At 69.3% G+C, this 17,678-nt stretch carries 18 protein-coding genes; 10 read left to right on the top strand and 8 right to left on the bottom strand.

The features are described 5' to 3' along the window. Positions 1-176 precede the first annotated feature (176 nt). The 5 genes from ACESK5_RS02115 (at position 177) to ACESK5_RS02095 (ending at position 5,773) form a co-directional block, all read left to right on the top strand. Positions 177-1,349 carry a hypothetical protein gene (locus ACESK5_RS02115; protein ID WP_372909896.1) on the top strand — a complete coding sequence of 391 codons (1,173 nt, stop codon included), beginning with the start codon at positions 177-179 and terminating at the stop codon, positions 1,347-1,349. Positions 1,350-1,493: 144 nt separating this feature from the next. Further along, on the top strand, positions 1,494-2,108 hold the full coding sequence (locus ACESK5_RS02110; RefSeq protein ID WP_372909895.1) for a methyltransferase domain-containing protein: 615 nt from the start codon (positions 1,494-1,496) through the stop codon (positions 2,106-2,108). Positions 2,109-2,147: 39 nt separating this feature from the next. Beyond that, positions 2,148-2,591: a DUF3054 domain-containing protein gene (locus ACESK5_RS02105; protein ID WP_372909894.1), complete on the top strand. Its 444-nt coding sequence runs from the start codon at positions 2,148-2,150 to the stop codon at positions 2,589-2,591. 45 nt (positions 2,592-2,636) lie between these two features. Next, positions 2,637-5,309: an AAA domain-containing protein gene (locus ACESK5_RS02100; RefSeq protein ID WP_372909893.1), complete on the top strand. Its 2,673-nt coding sequence runs from the start codon at positions 2,637-2,639 to the stop codon at positions 5,307-5,309. A 41-nt stretch (positions 5,310-5,350) separates the two neighbouring features. Continuing rightward, positions 5,351-5,773 (top strand): hypothetical protein, encoded by a 423-nt coding sequence (locus ACESK5_RS02095; RefSeq protein ID WP_372909892.1) that lies wholly within the window; start codon positions 5,351-5,353, stop codon positions 5,771-5,773. Positions 5,774-5,786: 13 nt separating this feature from the next. On the opposite strand, the gene ACESK5_RS02090 is transcribed toward ACESK5_RS02095, so the two are convergent. Beyond that, a complete protein-coding gene (locus ACESK5_RS02090) occupies positions 5,787-6,998 on the bottom strand; it encodes a hypothetical protein (protein WP_372909891.1) in 1,212 nt (403 codons plus the stop codon). Between the two features lie 187 nt (positions 6,999-7,185). Here ACESK5_RS02090 and ACESK5_RS02085 point away from each other — a divergent pair, with 187 nt between their 5' ends. After that, positions 7,186-7,368 carry a hypothetical protein gene (locus ACESK5_RS02085; RefSeq protein WP_372909890.1) on the top strand — a complete coding sequence of 61 codons (183 nt, stop codon included), beginning with the start codon at positions 7,186-7,188 and terminating at the stop codon, positions 7,366-7,368. Positions 7,369-7,375: 7 nt separating this feature from the next. Here ACESK5_RS02085 and ACESK5_RS02080 read toward each other — a convergent pair whose 3' ends face one another. Together ACESK5_RS02080 and ACESK5_RS02075 are read right to left on the bottom strand one after the other, a co-directional pair. Continuing rightward, positions 7,376-10,165, bottom strand: a complete 2,790-nt coding sequence (locus ACESK5_RS02080; RefSeq protein WP_372909889.1) for an ATP-dependent helicase — start codon at positions 10,163-10,165, stop codon at positions 7,376-7,378. Between the two features lie 63 nt (positions 10,166-10,228). Then, positions 10,229-11,047: a hypothetical protein gene (locus ACESK5_RS02075; RefSeq protein WP_372909888.1), complete on the bottom strand. Its 819-nt coding sequence runs from the start codon at positions 11,045-11,047 to the stop codon at positions 10,229-10,231. A 78-nt stretch (positions 11,048-11,125) separates the two neighbouring features. Between ACESK5_RS02075 and ACESK5_RS02070 the strand changes: the two genes are divergently transcribed. Further along, entirely contained in the window at positions 11,126-11,914 is a 789-nt protein-coding gene (locus ACESK5_RS02070; protein WP_372909887.1) for an MBL fold metallo-hydrolase, read from the top strand. A gap of 5 nt (positions 11,915-11,919) precedes the next feature. Here ACESK5_RS02070 and ACESK5_RS02065 read toward each other — a convergent pair whose 3' ends face one another. From ACESK5_RS02065 to ACESK5_RS02050, 4 genes are read right to left on the bottom strand one after another with little or no spacing between them, the layout of a single operon-like run. Then, positions 11,920-12,681, bottom strand: coding sequence for an isopentenyl phosphate kinase (locus ACESK5_RS02065; RefSeq protein WP_372909886.1), 762 nt, complete (start codon positions 12,679-12,681; stop codon positions 11,920-11,922). Beyond that, on the bottom strand, positions 12,678-13,724 hold the full coding sequence (gene mvk, locus ACESK5_RS02060) for a mevalonate kinase (protein WP_372909885.1): 1,047 nt from the start codon (positions 13,722-13,724) through the stop codon (positions 12,678-12,680). The genes ACESK5_RS02065 and mvk overlap by 4 nt, the downstream gene beginning before the upstream one ends. A 48-nt stretch (positions 13,725-13,772) precedes the next feature. Next, complete coding sequence (locus ACESK5_RS02055) at positions 13,773-14,498, bottom strand: acetoacetate decarboxylase family protein (protein WP_372909884.1); 726 nt, start codon at positions 14,496-14,498, stop codon at positions 13,773-13,775. Between the two features lie 4 nt (positions 14,499-14,502). Next, positions 14,503-14,841, bottom strand: a complete 339-nt coding sequence (locus ACESK5_RS02050; protein ID WP_372909883.1) for a hypothetical protein — start codon at positions 14,839-14,841, stop codon at positions 14,503-14,505. An 85-nt stretch (positions 14,842-14,926) separates the two neighbouring features. Here ACESK5_RS02050 and ACESK5_RS02045 point away from each other — a divergent pair, with 85 nt between their 5' ends. Further along, positions 14,927-15,991, top strand: a complete 1,065-nt coding sequence (locus ACESK5_RS02045; RefSeq protein ID WP_372909882.1) for a M20/M25/M40 family metallo-hydrolase — start codon at positions 14,927-14,929, stop codon at positions 15,989-15,991. A 4-nt stretch (positions 15,992-15,995) separates the two neighbouring features. On the opposite strand, the gene ACESK5_RS02040 is transcribed toward ACESK5_RS02045, so the two are convergent. Next, on the bottom strand, positions 15,996-16,247 hold the full coding sequence (locus tag ACESK5_RS02040) for a hypothetical protein (protein WP_372909881.1): 252 nt from the start codon (positions 16,245-16,247) through the stop codon (positions 15,996-15,998). A gap of 125 nt (positions 16,248-16,372) precedes the next feature. Here ACESK5_RS02040 and ACESK5_RS02035 point away from each other — a divergent pair, with 125 nt between their 5' ends. Next, on the top strand, positions 16,373-16,768 hold the full coding sequence (locus tag ACESK5_RS02035; protein WP_372909880.1) for a PadR family transcriptional regulator: 396 nt from the start codon (positions 16,373-16,375) through the stop codon (positions 16,766-16,768). 25 nt (positions 16,769-16,793) lie between these two features. Beyond that, positions 16,794-17,282, top strand: coding sequence for a 50S ribosomal protein L11 (locus ACESK5_RS02030; RefSeq protein WP_372909879.1), 489 nt, complete (start codon positions 16,794-16,796; stop codon positions 17,280-17,282). The last annotated feature ends 396 nt before the right edge of the window (positions 17,283-17,678 follow it).

Raw genomic sequence — 17,678 nt, 5'->3', positions numbered from 1 at the left:
GCGAAGCGCGTGGGACGGCACCGTGGGAGGACCGAGACGAGGGGGTTGTGGGCGTCTTTCACGTTCGCTCGATACTGACTGTCTGCTTGAAATATATGATTGCCGATAATAACGAGGGTGATTTAAAAGAGGAGAGAGACGGCCATTCCACCACGCGCAGTGGGCGGTCCTCACGCATGATACGTAGTCGCACCCCTATCGTCGCCGGACTCGTCGTCACGCTCGTCGTACTCTCGGCGTTCAGCCCTCCGAGCGTCGCGTCGTCCGGTTCTACGACGTCCCTCGCACAGGTCGACACCGTCGAGCCGACGGCGACTGCCACGGCGACACCGACCGAGACGCCGACGGCGACCCCCACGGAGACGCCCACCCCGACCCCGACGCCGGCACCGACAGCGACGCCAACTCCGACAGCGACACCGACAGCGACGCCAACTCCGACAGCGACGGCGACCCTCACCGAGGACCCGACGTCGTCGGAGACTCCGACCGAGACGCCGACGCAGACGGCCACACCGACCGAGACGCCGACGGCGACTCCGACCGGGACACCGACGTCGTCGGAGACCCCGACCGAGGCACCGACCGAAGAACCGGCCGAAGAGCCGACCACGAGTCCGACGTCGACGCGGACGGAGACGCCGACGCAGACGGCCACACCGACCGAGACACCGACGAACGGGACGACCGGAACGCAGACGACGACCCCCACGCCGACAGCGACGTCAAGCGACCCGTCGGACGACGACGGCGGGAGTAGCGGCGGTGGTGGCGGCGGTGGCGGTAGCGGTGGTGGCGTGTTCGACCTCTTCGAGGACGAGGAGACCGAAACGCCCACCTCCACGGCCACACCGACCCCACCCCCGTCCGCGACGTCGACACCGACGCCGGAGCCGAACTCCAGTTCCGTCGTGAAGACCGTGACCAGCACTGCGGACACCGACGACCTGACCGGCGACGACACCGTGGTGACCGACGTCGAGGCCCGGCCGTCCCGAATCACCACGAACAGGCAAGCGACTATCCTGGTGACCGTGTCGAACCCACAGTCGGAAGCCGACACCGACACGGTCGAACTCGAACTGTTCGGCGAGGTGGTCAACACCCGGAACGTCACCGTCCCGGCCGGCGGTGAGACGGTCGTCGAGTTCGTCTACAACATCGTCCAGCCCGGCACGTACACGGCCCGCGTCGACGACCGGACCGCGACCATCACCGTCGTCGAACCGGCCAGCTCCGCCACGTCGACCTCCCCGATGTCGACGTCGACGCGGTTCCCCGGCTTCGGTCTCGGCGTGACCCTCGTCGCGCTCACTCTCGCAGTCCTCGTCGTGCTCCGTCGGGAGTAGACCGGGGCCACTCCTCCTGTCCCGTCCACCCCGTCGGAGGAGCGGCCACCTCCCCCGTCCCGCACGCGACCCTCCCCAGCCATCGGGGTATCGACCGGACCGGACGGGGCAAAGCTTCTCCTCGCTCGCCCTCGACTCGCCGGTATGCTCGACCACGGACCCGGCGACGTCCGGTTCTTCGACCGCGTCGCCCCACTGTACGACCGCCTGATGCCGCCCGGGAACGGGGCGGCGCTGTCGGACGCCCTGTCGCTGTCACACCGTCCGGTCGGGACGGTCCTCGACGTCGCCGGCGGGACCGGACGAATCGCACGGGCGCTGTCGGGCGTCGTCACATCCGGCGACGACGAACACGGCGTCGTCGTCGTCGACCGGTCGGTGGGGATGCTCGACGTCGCCCGGAGACGGGGACACGCGTGTCTCGCGGCGGACGCGACCAGACTCCCGGTCGAGACGGACGCCGTCGACGCCGTCGTCGTCGCCGACGCGCTCCACCACGTCCGCGACCAGCGTGCGCTCGTCGCCGAGGCACGGCGTGTCGTCGCACCCGGTGGCGTGGTCGTCGTCTCCGACTTCGACCCCTCGACGCTCCGGGGTCGGGCGCTCGTCGGCCTCGAACACGCGGTGGGCTTCGACTCGACGTTCTCGACGCCGGACGACCTGGCACGCTTTCTCGAACGGGAGGGTCTCTCGGCGCGCGTCGTCCGCGGCGGGTTCGGCTACGTCGTCGCCGGCCGGGTGCCCGAGTCGCCAGACTGAACCGGGGAAGCCAAGAGGCACCCCACAGAAGAACCGCGTATGGCAACCTCGACAGGGTCGTTCCTGGACGGGCGCATCGTCACGGCCGCGTTGCCCCTGGCCGTTGGGGACGTACTGGTACTCGCGCTGTTGTTGTCGTTCGGGACGGCACGACACAACGGCGTCGCGTACCTCACGGAGAACCCGGTCGGACTCGCACTGACGCTTCTTCCCTTCCTCGTCGGCTGGGTCGTCGCCGCGCCACTCGTGGGCGCGTACTCGGCGGGGGCCGCGGAGTCGGCCAAAGCCGCCATCCCGCTCGCGATACGGTCGTGGGTCGTCGCCGACGTCATCGGCATCGTGCTCCGAGTGGCACTCCCGTTCGACTCCAACGGCCCCCTGATGGGGCGACTCGTCCCGCTCGCCGTCTTCTTCGGCGTCACGCTCGTCGTCGGCGTCGTCGGCCTGAGCGTCTGGCGCTGGCTCTACTTCAAACTCCGCTGACCGGTCGAAACCAGGCTTTTTACTCGTCGGGGGCGTGGAGCGGTCGTGAACGTTCGCGGTCGAATCCTCGAGGTCGGCGACGTGAAGACGGTGAACACGCAGTACGGCGAGAGCGACCTCGTCGAACTCACCGTCCGGCCCGACGACCGCGACTCGCTCGGCGTGACGCTCTGGGGCAAGTGGACGGAGACGGCCGACTACGCCGAACCGGGGATGGACCTCCTGGTGACGGACGCCGACGAGAAGGAGTTCCGCGGGGAGACGACCTACTCGACGTCGGGCGACTCGTACGTCGTGCTCGAACCGGACTTCCTCGTCGACGTGACCGACGTCCGCTCGTGGGTACAGTGCCCGCGGATGTACTACCTGAACAAGCTCTCAGGCGTCCCGCTGAACTACCCCGTCGTCAAGGGGACCATCGTCCACGAGGTGTTCGGGGACCTCCTCCGCGGCGTCGACCTGGAGGAGTCGATTCGAGAGCGCGTCGCGGAAGCGGGCCTCGACATCGGCCTGCTCGGCAGGGACGCGACCAAGGTGGCGGACGAGGTGCGGCGCAACGCCGCCGCCATCGAGGGGTGGCTGGCACAGGGGACGCTCTCGGAGGAGGACGAGTGGCGCTCGGAGTACACGCTCATCTCGCCGACGTTCGGCATGAAGGGTCGGGCCGACGCCATCCGGCGCGGGTCGCCCGTAGAGCTGAAGACGGGCAAGAACCTCAAGCGCGACCCACGCTTCCAGGACAAGATTCAGGCCGCTGCCTACGCGCTGATGCTCGCCGACTCCGGCGAGGAGGCTCCCGACACGGGGACGCTCCTCTACACCAAGAACACGGCACTCGAACGCACCGAGGAGAGCGGCGACCTCTCGCCGGCGAAGGACTTCTCCATCGGTCCCGGCCTCCTGAAGTACGTCGTGCGGACACGGAACGAGATCGCCGCGATGGAGCACGCGACTGGCGTCCCCACCGGCTACGAGGCCAACGCGAAGTGCGAGTACTGTTTCGAGCAGGACACCTGCATGGTCGTCTCGGGCCGTCTCGACCAGGAGTCGAAGGCGGGGCAGGTCGGGTCCGCGATTCCCGACGAGGAACTCGCGTACTTCGACCGGACCTACGCCGACCTGGAGGCCGAGCGCCGGGCAGTCCACCGCGAGTACCGGAAACTGTGGGAGCAGAGCGGGGAGGAACGGGCGGCCGACGACCGGGCGCTCGTGGACCTCGACCCGCTCGGCGAGCGCGAGCGCGACGACGGCCGGTGGGAACTCCGCGCCCGGAAGGCAAGCGACGCCGTCTCGAAACTCCGCGAGGGGGACGTCGCGCTCGCCTCCGACGGCGACCCCGTCCGCGGCCACGCCGAACTCTGTCGCATCGAGCGACTCGGGAGCGAGGTGGTCGTGACGACGGACGAACCCGTCGAACTCCGACGGCTGGACGTCTACCCCTCCGAAATCACCATCTCGCGGCTCCTCACCGCACTCCACGACGCCCTGCTGAAGGGTGACGAGCGCCGGAAGGACGTCCTCTTCGGACGAACCGACCCCGAGTTCCGCGACGACGAGCGGACCTACGTCGACAACAACGACTCGCAGAACGCGGCCGTGAACCGCGCGGTGAACGCCGAGGACCTCGCGCTCGTCCACGGCCCGCCCGGTACCGGAAAGACATACACCATCGCCCGGACCGTCCGCGCCTTCGTCGAGCGCGGCGACCGGGTCCTCCTGTCGGCGTTCACCAACCGCGCGGTCGACAACGCGCTCGAAGCCCTCCGCGACCAGGGGTTCGAGGACGCGGTTCGGGTGGGGAGCGAGACGGGCGTCCGCGAGGACATGCACGACATCCGACTCGAGCGGCGTGGCGACCCCGACGAACTCGCGGCGGCCTTCCGAGACGCCCCGGTGGTCGCGGCGACCACCGCCGCCTGCGGGTCGCGTGCGCTCCGCGAGCAGGCGTTCGACGTCGCACTCGTCGACGAGGCGTCGCAGTTGACCGAACCCGGGACGCTCGCCGCCATCAACCTCGCCGACCGGTTCGTCCTCGTCGGCGACCACAAGCAACTGCCGCCGGTGGTCCGCGCCGAGACGGAGTTGCAGACGTCGCTCTTCCAGCGTCTCGTCGAGCGCTACCCCGAGGCGTCGGTGATGCTCGACCGGCAGTACCGGATGGCCCAGCGCATCCAGGCGTTCTCGTCGAAGCAGTTCTACGACAATCAGCTACGTCCGGCCTCGGGGGCCGTCGCCGCCCAGCGCCTCGCGGACCTGCCGGGGGTCGACCCCGGCCGCCTCCCGCCGGCACTCCGGGACCGGGTGTCGTTCGTCGACCCCGGCGGCCGCCGCGAGGGGAACGCGAACCCCGTCGAGGCTGACCGCGTCGCCGAAGTGGTCGAGTCGTTCCTCGACAGCGGGGTCGACCCGGACGACATCGGCGTCATCGCCCCGTTCCGTGCGCAGGTGGCGGAGATCAGCCGACGGGTGGACGTGACCGTCGACACCGTCGACCGGTTCCAGGGCTCTGCGAAGGAAGTCGTCGTCATCTCGTTCGTCGCGAGCGGGACGCTCGACGGACCCATCTTCGAGGACCACCGGCGGGTGAACGTCGCGCTCACGCGCGCGAAGAAGGCACTCGTCCTCGTCGGCGACGCAAACGCGCTCTCCTCGGAGCCGTTCTACGCGGAGATGCTCGCGTGGGCGCGCGCGAGTCAGCACGTCGAACGGGCGGACTGACGAGAGAGAGCACTGAAGGCGGACGGGGACGTTCGGCGACTATGACCGAGGCCGACGCTTCGCTCGTCGAGCGGTGTGCGAGAGAGGTCGACGAACTCCACGCCTTCTTCGAACTGTGGTTCGTCGGCGAACTCCCTCAGCGACGCGAGGAACTGTCACGGTTCGTCGACGTGCTCGCGGACGACTTCCGGATGGTCCAGCCGTCGGGGCTGACCCGGACGCGCGACGGCATCGCGACCGACGTCTTCGAAGCCCACGGCGCCCACGACGACGTCACGGTGGAGACGTCGGCGTTCGAACCGCGACACGTCGGCGAGGAGAGCTGTCTGGGGACGTACGAGGAGTGGCAGTCGATGGGAGACGAACGGACCGGACGCGTCGCGACGGTGCTGTTCCGCCGCGCCGCGGAGACGCCGAACGGGGTCGAGTGGGTCCACCTCCACGAGACCTGGCTCGAGTCCTGAGCGGCGACACCGGTCAGGTGGCCGTCCGGCGGATGCGCTGGCCGATTTCCGCCTTCAGCGCCTCACGGTCGCCGAACGCGGCGGCCCGCCCCGAGACCAGTTCGAGGAGGTCGTACTCGGTGAGGACGTTCCGCGCCGTCTCCTGGTCGAGTTCGAGGGCGCGCTGGACGTCGTAGAGCGTGTTCGCCTCCTCGACGGCGGCCTGGAGCTCCTCGGTCGAGAGCGACCCCGGGAGGTCGAGGTCCGGGAGCCTGTCGGCGACGGGGGTGTCGTCGTCGGTGTCGAGCGACGCGTCCGTCTCGCAGTCGCGCGGTGCCGACGCCGACGGGTCGGGGGCGTGGGCGTCGCCCTCACCCTCACCCTCGTCGGCTGCGTCACTGTCAGGGCGCTCGTCGACGCTGTCGGCGTCCGCATCACTGTTCGGGTCGCCCGACCCCGGTTCGTGGATGCCGTGCCGGATCATCTGCTTGCGGACCGCCTGCGCCCCGACGTCGACGTCGAGCGCCTCCGTCATCTCCGCGAACGTCTCGTGCTCGTCGTAGACGCGTGCGAGTGCCTCGGGGTCGCGGTGGACGGTCTGGCCCCCCGTGTCGGCGAGTTCGGAGAGCGAGTGGGCCTTCGTCCGGTGAATCTTCATCCCGCGCTCCGTGTCGAACGTCCGCTCGCAGTCGGGGTGCGTACACGGGACGGCAGTGTCGTCCACGGAGGTGTCCTCCCCCGCGGCCTCGACCTGGTCGTCGTCGGCCGTGTCGGTGACGGCTGCCGCCGTTGCCGTGGCCTGCGTCTCGTGAGCCGTGTCGGTGGCTGTCCCTCCACCGGCGGCGTCGACGTCGGCCCCTTCGTCTCGGTCGGTCCCGTGGCTGTCGGGGTCAGGGCGTCCACTCGCGTCGTCGCGGTGGGTCGTGGCGCCCCCGTCGACGATGGGGTGGACGTCCCCGTCCGCCGTCTCGGTGTCCGCCGCGGCCAGATTGACGCCGACCGGCCCTCTCGCCGGGGACTCCGGCGACGGGACCGACCTCTCGGCGCTCTCGGGCCGGCCGACGGGGAACGGGTCGACGGTGTCGTCGGCCGGGAGTTCGACGCGCAACTGGACCGCGAACCCGCCGTCGGACGCGTCCATGTCCTCCCCGTTGTCGAGTGGTTCGGCCTGCTGTACGCTGATCCCGTGCGACTCGAGCGTATCGATGAGAGCCGCGAGCTGTCGATACCGGTTGCTAAGTGCCATGTCTCGAATCTCCCCTCGTCCCCGGAGGCTTCGGTTCGTCAGGAGAACGGTATCTCGGAGAGTCACATAACGCTTTGGTCTAGTACATCACGTTCGATACGTACGGACAGAATCCCACGGAGTCACGACAGTCGTTCGGGGAGCGACACCGAGACGTTGATACCGAGACCTGCCGAACGTCGGAGACATGGGACTGAAGTCAACCTGGCAGGACAATCAACAGGTCCGGCGCGCCGTGATGGGGGCCATCGCGGGTTCCATCGCGGGTATCACTGCGGCGAGCCTCGACGGCGGACTCTTCTACCGCTACGGCGTCGCGGTCTTCATCGGAATCGTCGTCTTCGTCGCGCTGAAACTCCTCCTCGAGTAGGCCGAGGCTAGTCCTGCTCCAGTTCGCTCACGCTCGTGTCCGCCGGGTCGTCGGCGTCGCCGACGTCGTCGAGGGCGGCCAACACCCGCTCGTGGAACTCCTGGAGCACCTGACTCTCGTCCTCGGCGAGGACGACGTCGCTCGCCATGAGCGTCGCCAGGCCGAACGCCCGCGGGGAGGGCGTCTCCGACTCCCGGGCCTCGACCGACACCTCGTCGCCCTGGACGGCCGTCAGGAAGTCGACGATAGCGTCGAGGTTCAGTTTGTCGTCGAGTATCTCGCGGTACGTCTCCTCCATCACCGCGAACGACTCGAGCTCTTGGGCGAACGACAGCAGCATCTCGCTCGACACCTGCTGTTGGGCCGCGCTCTTCTCGTACCCCTTGTACCGCTTGAGTATCATCAGCGAGCGCGTCGCGTTGATGCGGAAGTAGCGTTTGAGGAGGTCCGTCCCCTCCAGCGCCGCCCGGAGGTCCGACTCGACCTGGTCGGGGTCGAGGCTCTCGACGAGTCCCGCGACGTCGACCTTCCGGTTGAGCGGCATCGACACGGTGAACCCGTTGTCGGCGACGGTGACCTGGACGTTGGCGTTCGCCCGCCGCGAACAGTGGTACGCCACGAGCCGGGAGAGGCCGTCGTTGAACCGCCGGCCGTAGAGCGAGTGGACGTGGTAGTGCCGGCGGTACTCTCCTCTGTCTTTCACCTCCTCGACGCTGAGTCGCGCGTCGGTCGAGACGGACTCGGGACCGGCGTACCGGACCTGTTCGTCGAACATCCGGGCGACGGCCCGCACCGAGTTCTCGTCGAGCGGGAACTCTCGGAGCCACTCGCGGACGGCGGGCCGACCGCCGCTCGCGAGTCGTTCGAGCAGTTCGCCCTGGAACGACGCGAGCTCCCGCCCCAAGTCGTACGACAGCGGCAGGCGCTCGGAGAACCACGAGGGGACCGTCGGACGTTTCGAGGTGGGGTCGACGTACACCTTCGACCCGCGGCGGTAGCGGTACTCGTAGTTCGACCCGCCGAGGACGAACACGTCGCCCTTCTCGAGCGTGTCGAGGTAGTTCTCGTCGAGGCTCCCTACCCACTCGTCGCTGCCGCGGACGAGGACGTCACAGGAGAACGAGTCGGGGATGGTCCCGAGGTTCGTCATGTAGATGACGCGGGCCATCCGCCCCCGCTTGCCGACGAGCGGTTCTCCCACGGGGAACTCCTCGTAGTGGTGGTCGCCGTCGGGGGGGTCGTTGGTGTCGCGCCACACCTTCGCGTAGACGTTCTTCTCCTCCAGTCCCTCGTAGTCGGCCGTGAGGTAGCTCATGAGACGCTCCCACTCCTCGTCGGTGAAGTCTCGGTAGGGGTACGCGCGCCGGAGCGTCTCCTTCACGTCCGCCTCGCGTCGCACTCCGTTGATGGCCATGCCGTACACGTGCTGTGCGGCGACGTCCTGTGCGTTCTCCGGGACGAAGACGCGGTCGACGAACCCCTCGGTCGCCTTCCGCAGCATGACCGTACACTCGACCAGTTCGTCCCGGTCGAGGGCGACGACGCGGCCCTCGACGACCTGGCCGAGTCGGTGTCCCGCGCGGCCGACCCGCTGGAGGAGGCTCGCGACCGACTTCGGCGACCCCACCTGCACCACGAGGTCGATGTGGGGCATGTCGATGCCCAGTTCCAGCGACGTCGACGTGGTGACGACGTCGAGGTCACCGCTCTTCAACCGCTGTTCCACCGCCTGTCGGCGCTCCTTCGAGAGGGAGCCGTGGTGACAGCCCGAGTTCTCCTCGTCGTAGCCGTACTCGGCTCTGAGCGTGTGCAACACCCGCTCCGCGCCCGACCGGGTGTTCGTGAACACCAGCGTGTTCGTGTGGCTGGAGACGAGTTCGTGCAGACGGTCGTAGAAGCGCCCGTGGACCTCGCCCGAGGGGGTGTGGATGAGGTCGTCCGTCGGACACTCGAGGCGGAGGTCGAAGTCGCGAACGAACCGCGTGTCGACGATTTCGCAGTCCCGCGGCTCGCCGCCCTCGCGGCCGACGAGGAAGTCCGCCATCGCCTCCAGCGGCTCGACCGTGGCCGAACAGCCGATGCGCGTCGGCGACTCGTGGGCGAGGTCCTCCAGCCGCTCGAGCGACACCGAGAGGTGCGTCCCGCGTTTGTTGTCCGCCAGCGAGTGAATCTCGTCGACGACGACGTACTCGACGGTCCGGAGCTTCTCCTTGAACTTCGGCGAGTTCAGGAGGATGGCGAGGGTCTCGGGGGTGGTGTTGAGGATGTGGGGCGTCTCCGACAGCATCTTCTGTCGCTCGGCAGAGTCGGTGTCGCCGTGGCGGATGGCGTGGCGGATGTCGCACGTCTCCCCTCGTTCTCCCAGTCGGTCGGCGATACCGTCAAGCGGTTCGGTGAGGTTGCGGTGGATGTCGTTCGCGAGCGACTTCAGCGGCGAGACGTACAGGCAGTACACCGAGTTCTTCAGCCCCTCGGCGCGCTCGCGGTCACGGCGGAAGAGTTCGTTGATGATGGCGGTGAAGGAGGCGAGCGTCTTGCCCGACCCCGTCGGCGCACAGATGAGTGCGTTCTTCCGCTCGTGGATGAACGGCACCGCCTCCCGCTGTGGCGGGGTGAAGAAGCCGCCGTTCTGTGGGACGAACGCGCCGAACTGGTCGACCCACCACTCGCGGACGGCAGGTTCGAGGAGCGAGAGCACGTCGCCGTCGGCGACGTCGACGACCCCGGGGTCGAACGCGAACGTCGTGTCGGCGTCGTGCAGCAGCGCCCGTCCCGACTCCCACTCTCCGTCGCTCATTGTGAGGGGGTAGGACTGGGCGGGTAAGTCGGTTACGGGGGCGTCACGACGCCCGCGGTCGGTTCACAGCTGGACGATGTCGAACGAGAGTCGGACGTGCGTGCCCCCGTCGTCCATGTCGATTCGGAACCACGACTCGCCGGTGTCGCGCGAGTACCCGCTCTGCGTCGGCTCCTGGTTCAGGAACCACCGCGTGTTCGGCGCCCAGTTCTCCAGCGTGTCGTCTCCGTTGGCACCCTTGTCGGCCTCGTAGAAACTCGGCTCGATGGCGATGTACGCCGCCTCCCGGTCGACACCCGCCGGGAACTCCACCACGGGGTCGAACACCGGCGTCAGCGAGCGGCCGTTCCCCTCGCCGATTTCGACGTAGTCGTTCGAGCTTCGGTCCCAGATTTCGCGGAGGCCGGCGGTCGGTTCGACGTCTGCGGCCCCGTCGTTGCCGTACACGTCGATGCTCCCGTACAGTTCCTCGGTGTCGGGCGAGTCGAAGACGCCGTCGTTCGCGCTCACCACGTACAGGTGGAAGTTCTCCAGTCGGTACCGGAGCGGGCCGGGCGTCGGCGTCACCACGTCCGCGACGACGTACCGCGGTTCGGGTTCTGCCGTCACGATGACGTACTCCGCTTCCGGCGTCGGAGTCGGCGTGGCCGTCGGCGTCGCTGTCGGTGTCGCGGTGGCTGTCGGTGTCGTCGTCGCCGTCTGTGGTGTCGTCGTCGCCGTCTGTGGTGCCGTCGTCGACTGGCCCGACCCGCCGTCCCCCCCGACGTTGACGTTGAACGTACAGCCCGTGAGCGCGGCCAGCGACGCGCTGGCGAGGAACGCCCGTCTGCTCCGGACTGGCCGTGACCGGTCCGGTTCCCCTCCGTTTGTTCCGGAATTCATGAAAATCGTCTGTTGGGGAACGTAATCAACCTTGCTCTCCACCAGAACGCCTTTCGGGGCGCCCGCAGACCGACCCGTATGCGCGTCACCTTCCTCGGTACCGGGAGCGCGATGCCGACGCCCGAACGGGTCCAGACGGGCCTCCTCGTCGAGTCGGACCCCGTCGCCGGCGACGGAGAGAACGGCGATGCCGACGACGAGAGCGACGAGGGGCGGCGACGACGCCTCCTCCTCGACTGTGGGAGCGGCGTCCTCAACCGCCTCTCTGCCACCGACACCGGCTACGAGTCCGTCTCGACGGTGCTTCTCACCCACCACCACCTCGACCACGTCGCGGACCTCCTCCCCCTCCTGAAGGCGCGGTGGCTGGCGGGAGAGGAGCATCTCGAAGTGGTCGGCCCCGTCGGGACGAAGGCGCTCGTCGACGGCCTGCTGGACGTCCACGATTACCTCGACGGGCGGGTGGCCCTCCGCGTCCGAGAGGTCGGTGCCGAGTCGTTCTCCGTCGCGGGATTCGACGTCGAGGGGTTGGAGACGCGCCACTCGATGCCGTGTCTCGCCTACCGCTTCGGCGACGAGTTCGTCTTCAGCGGCGACAGCGAGGCGTTCCCCGGACTGGTGAACTTCGCCTCGGGGGCGAAGATGCTCGCACACGACTGCTCGTTCCCCGACGAGGTGGACGTCTCGAACCACCCGACGCCGACGCAGTTGGGCGAGGCGCTCTCGGGGGCCGACGTCGGCCGCGTCTACCTCACACACCTCTACCCGCACACGCGCGGGAAGCACAGCGAGATGATACAGCGCGTCGAGCAGTACTTCGACGGCGACGTCCGGATGGCTTCGGACGGCCTCCGCGTCGACATCTGACCGCGCTACGCGTCGGTCTCCTCGCCACTCGGCCCCTCGATACGCGTCCCGGCGTCGTCGCCGCGGAGGAACAGTCCCAGTTCCTCCGGGCCGAACACGAACGCGGGCGCGCCGAGGGCCAGGAGCGCCCGGACCTTCGCGGCCATCCCGCCGGTGACGTCAGTCGTCTCCGACCCGCCCAGGGCGTCGGCCGCATCGTCGAACGCCCGGATGCGGGGGATCACGTCCCCCGTGTCGTCCAGGACGCCCGGGACCGTCGAGCACATCCCGACCCGGTCGGCGTCGAGGCTCCGCGCGAGCGACGTGACGAGTTCGTCGCCGGAGACGACGGTCACTCCCTCGCCCGCGTGGGCGACCAGGTCGCCGTGGAGGACGGGGACGAACTCCTCATCGAGGAGGGTCCGGACCGACTCGACCGGGAGCGCCAGCGCCCCGTCGCCGTCGCGGGCACCGACTGACAGCGGGTGGACGGGGACGGCTGGGACGTCCCGCGCGAGCAGCGCGTCGACCACACGGCGGTTGAGCGTCTTCATCGCCCCGTGGATGTCTGCGACTGCGCCGGGGTCGTGCGTCCCGTCGGTCGTCGAGACGCCGTGGGTCGCGGCGTGGTGGTGGCCGAACGACCCGCCACCGTGGACGGCGACCAACCGATCGACGCCACTGGCGGCGACGGCGTCCGCGGCCCACGCGAGGGCGGCCTCGTCCACCTGCTCGGGTTCGTCCTTCTCGGTGACGACGCTCCCGCCGAGTTTGAGAACCGTCGTCATCGGCGCTCCCCGTCGCTCCCGGCCGCGTCGTCGTCCTCCGCCCGCACGCCCGCTCTCGCCAACTCGGCCCGGAACGCGTCCTCACACCCCGGCGTGAACCGGAGCGCCGTCCGCGTCTCGGGCGTCGGGTCGAGCGCGACGATACAGCCCCCGCCGCCGGCCCCGGTGAGTTTCGCGCCGTGCGCGCCGGCGTCGCGTGCGGCCCACACCATCGCGTCGAGCGACCGCGAGGAGACGCCCAGCGCCTCGAGGAGGCCGTGGTCGAAGTCCATGAGGCGGCCGAGTTCGGTCAGGAGTTCCTCCGTCGGGGGCTCGGTCGGGTCCGACCCCTCCAAGAGTTCCTCGCCGCGGCGGACGATGTCGCCGATGCTCTCGACGGTGTCGGCGGCGAAGTCGTACTCCTCGCGCAGCGCGCGGACGCCGGCCACCAGTTCACCGGTGTCGCCCGCACCGCCGTCGAACCCGACGACGAACGGGAGCGCGGGGGTGTCGATGGCCCGACAGTCGTCTCCCTCGACGCGGACCGCCCCACCCATCGCCGAGCAGAACGTGTCCGCGCGGGAGGCCTGTCCCTCCTGCACCTCGTACTCCGCCCGGAACGCGCGGTCGGCCAGTTCTTCGGGCGGGAGCCGGTGGCCGAGTTCGCGCGTCGCGGCGTCGATGCCGGCGACGACCACCGCGGCGGAGGAACCGAGACCCGCTCCCAGCGGGATGTCGCTCTCGACGACGATGTCGAACCCCGCGTCGGGCGCGTCAGCCGCGTCGCGCGCCTGGTCGACGGCCGCGTCGACGTACCCCATCGCCGCGTCGACGAGCGACCGGTCCACGTCGACGTCCGGCCGGTCGTCCGTGGAGCCGTGGTACTCGACGGTGAAGCCGTCGAGGCTCAGGTCCGTCGCCTGCACGCGGACGTGGTCGTCGTCGCGCGACTCGACGCGGACACGCGCCCGTCGCTCGATCGCGCACGGGACGGCCGGTTCGCCGTAGACGACGGCGTGCTCCCCGAAGAGGTACACCTTGCCCGGGGCGCTCGAGAGAGTCATGTGCCGAGGTTGCGGGCAGCGGATAAAAATGGTGTCCGATGCGGCCGGTCAGTCGACGCGCTCTGGCGGGTGAATCTCGGCCGTCGCGTGCGAGGCGACGAACTGAGCGTACACCCGCGGGCGGAGGCCGAGGTCCCTGAGGAGCGTCGCGTAGCGTCCGCGCCCTCGCGCGAGCGAGACCCCCTCGGCAGTCTGTGAGAACCGGACCTCGGCGTCGAGGTCGACCGGGACCGCGACCAGGTCGTCGCCGAGATAGGTGAAGGCGGTGAGTCGCTGGCGGAGCCGCCGGGCCCGGGCGGTGCCCGGAGCGACGGCGAGTTCGACGTCCCGGGTGCCCGCGTCGGTCAGCGTGACCGAGAGGTCGCCCGGGGTGCCGTCGAGTTCGATACCCGTCACGGACTTCGGGAAGCCCCACACCTCGTCGCCGAGCGCGCGGGCCGGTTCGGTCGTCACCGGCAGGTCGACGACGTAGCCGCCGAGACCGGCGAACGAGGTGGGAACGCCGGCGACGCCGTCCGTCGAGACGGGGACGACGACGGCCACCTCGCGGTAGGGCTCGAGCGTCCCCGCGCGCCGGTAGTCGATGCCGACGACGGCGACGGCGCCACGGCGCGCGCCGACCCGGAGCGGCGTCAGGTCCGGCGGCAGCGTCGCGCGGAGCGGCGCCCAGTCCGCGGCGAAGACTGCGCCGCCGAGTCGCGCCCGACACTGGAGGGGGAGCGCGACGTCGTGACCCGTCGAGAGCCGCCGTGTGGACGCCGAACCAGGCCCCATCCGCTCAGATTTCGGCTTCCTCTTCGTCGGGGGCCTCGCTAAAGTCGTCGAGTTCGGCGATTTCAAGGTCGGCGTCGGAGCCCTTGAACTTCCGGAGCGCGATGGCGAGGACGGCGAGGGCGACGACGCCGAGGAGCAGGGCCGCCGGCCCAACGCTCCGGCCCGACGACTCGTCGGTGCCGGCGTCGGCGTCCTCCTCCGTCTCGTCGTCGACGACGTCCGCCAGTTCCGCGTACTCCTCGTCGTCCTCGTCCGCCGACCGGCCGATGGCGGGGGCGGTGTTCGTCGCGCTGAACTCCATGCCGTCGTGGACGTGCAACTCGAACAGGGTGAACTTGTCCATGGGAGATAGACGACGACGAGCAGTATCAACGTTGTGACGGCTTCGGGGGGACAACGTATTTCGTCACCGTCGTACGACACGGCGTATGGACGACACGCCACGGCAGTTCCTCACGGACCTCCTGCGGACGCACAGCCCCTCGGGGTTCGAGACGCGCGGTCAGCGCGTCTGGCTCGACTACGTCTCCGACGTCGCCGACGAGGTGTGGACGGACGCGTACGGCAACGCCGTCGCCGTCGTCGAGGGGAGCGGGTCGGGGCCGGAACTCGCGTTCACCGGCCACGTCGACGAAATCGGGTTCATCGTCCGCGACGTCACTGACGACGGCTTCCTCCGCGTCGGGCCCATCGGCGGCGCGGACCGCACCGTCTCGAAGGGCCAGCACGTGACCGTCCACACCGACGACGGGGGCGTGCAGGGCGTCGTCGGGCAGACGGCAATCCACCTGCGCGACCACGGCGCCGAGGAGTACGAGGACATCGAGGCGCAGTTCGTCGACGTCGGCGCGGACGACGAGGAGACGGCGCGGGAACTGGTCCAGGTCGGCGACCCGGTGACGTTCACCAGCGGCCTGCACGAACTCCACGGGACCAGACTCGCCGCCCGGGGAGTCGACAACCGCGTGGGCGTGTGGGCCGCCGCGGAGGGACTCCGCCGCGTGGCCGAAACGGAGCACGAGGCAACGGTGTACGCCGTCTCCACGGTGCAGGAAGAAGTGGGCCTGCAGGGTGCGCGCATGGTGGGCTACGACCTCGACCCCGACGCGGTGGTCGCGCTGGACGTCACCCACGCGACCGACTCACCGGCCGTGTCGGGCGAGAAGAACACCCCGGTAAAACTCGGGGAGGGGCCGGTCGTCTCCCGGGGGAGTACCAACCACCCCGTCCTCGTCGACATTCTCCGTGCGGCCGCCGACGAGGCCGGCGTCGACTCACAGCTCCAGGCCACCGGGGTCAGGACGGGCACCGACGCCGACGCGTTCTACACGACGCGTTCGGGCATCCCGGCCGTGAACGTGGGCATTCCCAACCGCTACATGCACACGCCGGTGGAGGTGGTCGACACCGACGACCTGGACGCGACGGTCGACCTCCTGGCCGCGTTCGCCGTCCGGGCCGGGGGGTACGACGACTTCTCCGTGACGCTCTGAGGAGCTAGGAGTACCGGACGGGGCCGTGCGCCCGCGCGTCGCGGCTGTACCCCAGCCAGACGCCGAGGACACACGCGACGAGGAGCAGGTACGGCGGGAGGACGACGACGCTCAGCAGGACGAGTTCGGGGAGGGTCAGGACCCCGGCCCAGAGACAGGCGCCCATCGCCACGCAGGCGAGGAGGGCGGCGGCGAGAGAACCGAGGTTGAACGCTCGTGTCGAGGCCGGACCGGGTTTGAATCGGACTGTCGTCATTCGGGCTACGTTCGGTCCTCGGCGGAGACGAGTAAGAAACTCACCCTCCGGCTCTCAGACCCGATAGTCGGCGAGAGCGTGGCGCGAGAGCCAAGGACTTTCGGGGGTCACGCCGAACGACGCCCATGCGGTGGCTCCAGAGCGGACTCCGACGCGACATCTGCGTGATCGTCGCGGGGCTCGACGACCCGACCGGGCAGCAGGCGAAGGCGGCGCTCGAACGACACTACGACGACCGGATCAGGCCGAAGACGTTCCACGGCGCGCTCGAAGCACTGGTGACGGACGGCTTCCTCTCACGGCGACAGGACGGCCTCGCGGACAGATACGCGCTCACCGACGCGGGCGAGCAGCACCTCCGCGCGCACCACGAGTGGGTGGGGGCGAACCTCCCGTCCGACGGTGTCGGCGAGGGCGGCGGGGACGGCGCGGGAAGTGACGGCGAGGCGCCGGTGGCTGCCGACGACGTCAGCACGCGTGCCTCGGGCTCACACGGTGGCGACGGGAAAGAAAACCGTTAAAGGTCGCTGGAGGGTCGAAATAGACATGGCCGGAACTATCGAAGTGCTCGTTCCCGGCGGCGAGGCCAACCCCGGCCCGCCGCTCGGACCCGAGCTCGGACCGACGCCCGTCAACGTCCAGGACGTCGTCAGCGAAATCAACGACCAGACCGCCGCGTTCGACGGCATGGAGGTCCCCGTCACCGTCGAGTACGACGACGACGGCTCCTTCACCATCGAGGTCGGCGTCCCGCCGACGGCCGCGCTCATCAAGGACGAGGCCGGGTTCGAGACGGGGTCGGGCGAACCCCAGAAGGAGTTCGTCGCCGACCTCTCGGTCGAACAGGTCCAGAAAATCGCGAAGCAGAAGCAGTCCGACCTGCTCTCGTACGACCTGAAGAACGCCGCGAAGGAGGTCGTCGGTACCTGCACCTCGCTCGGCGTCACCATCGAGGGGAACGACCCCCGCGAGTTCAAGGAGCGACTCGACGACGGCGAGTACGACGAGCTCTTCACCGAGGAAGCGACGGCGTAAGCCGTCGGTGACGAGGGAAGGCTCGGAGGCGAGTGAAACGAGTCTCCGGTGTGTTCGTCGCCTACGCTTCCGCTTCGGCGACGAACGCTCGAAAACGAACGAAGTGGGTTTTCGGTGTGTTCACCGAGGAGGCGGCGGCGTAGCCTCCGACGCTCCAACCGCGAACGAGCAGTTTTCCGTCCCGACTTCCCGACCAGCGAGCCACAGCCACAGCCACGGTCACGGCCGTCGTCGTAGCCGCGGCCGTGGCCGTGGTTACGACCGAGCCGACGGGTCGCTCCGGCAGTGTTACACGACACCGAGCCCCTGTGAGTCGCTGTCACGGCCCGTACCGGCCGAAATCGGGTTTTTCGCGCGCCACAGCTTCGACGGGTTTAAGTCTCGCATCCACCTCGT

Origin of the sequence: Salinigranum sp., assembly GCF_041641895.1 — an archaeon.
Taxonomy (GTDB): domain Archaea; phylum Halobacteriota; class Halobacteria; order Halobacteriales; family Haloferacaceae; genus Salinigranum.
The sequence above is the reverse complement of the archived record's forward strand: the minus strand, read 5'-3'. Positions and strand labels throughout refer to the sequence as shown.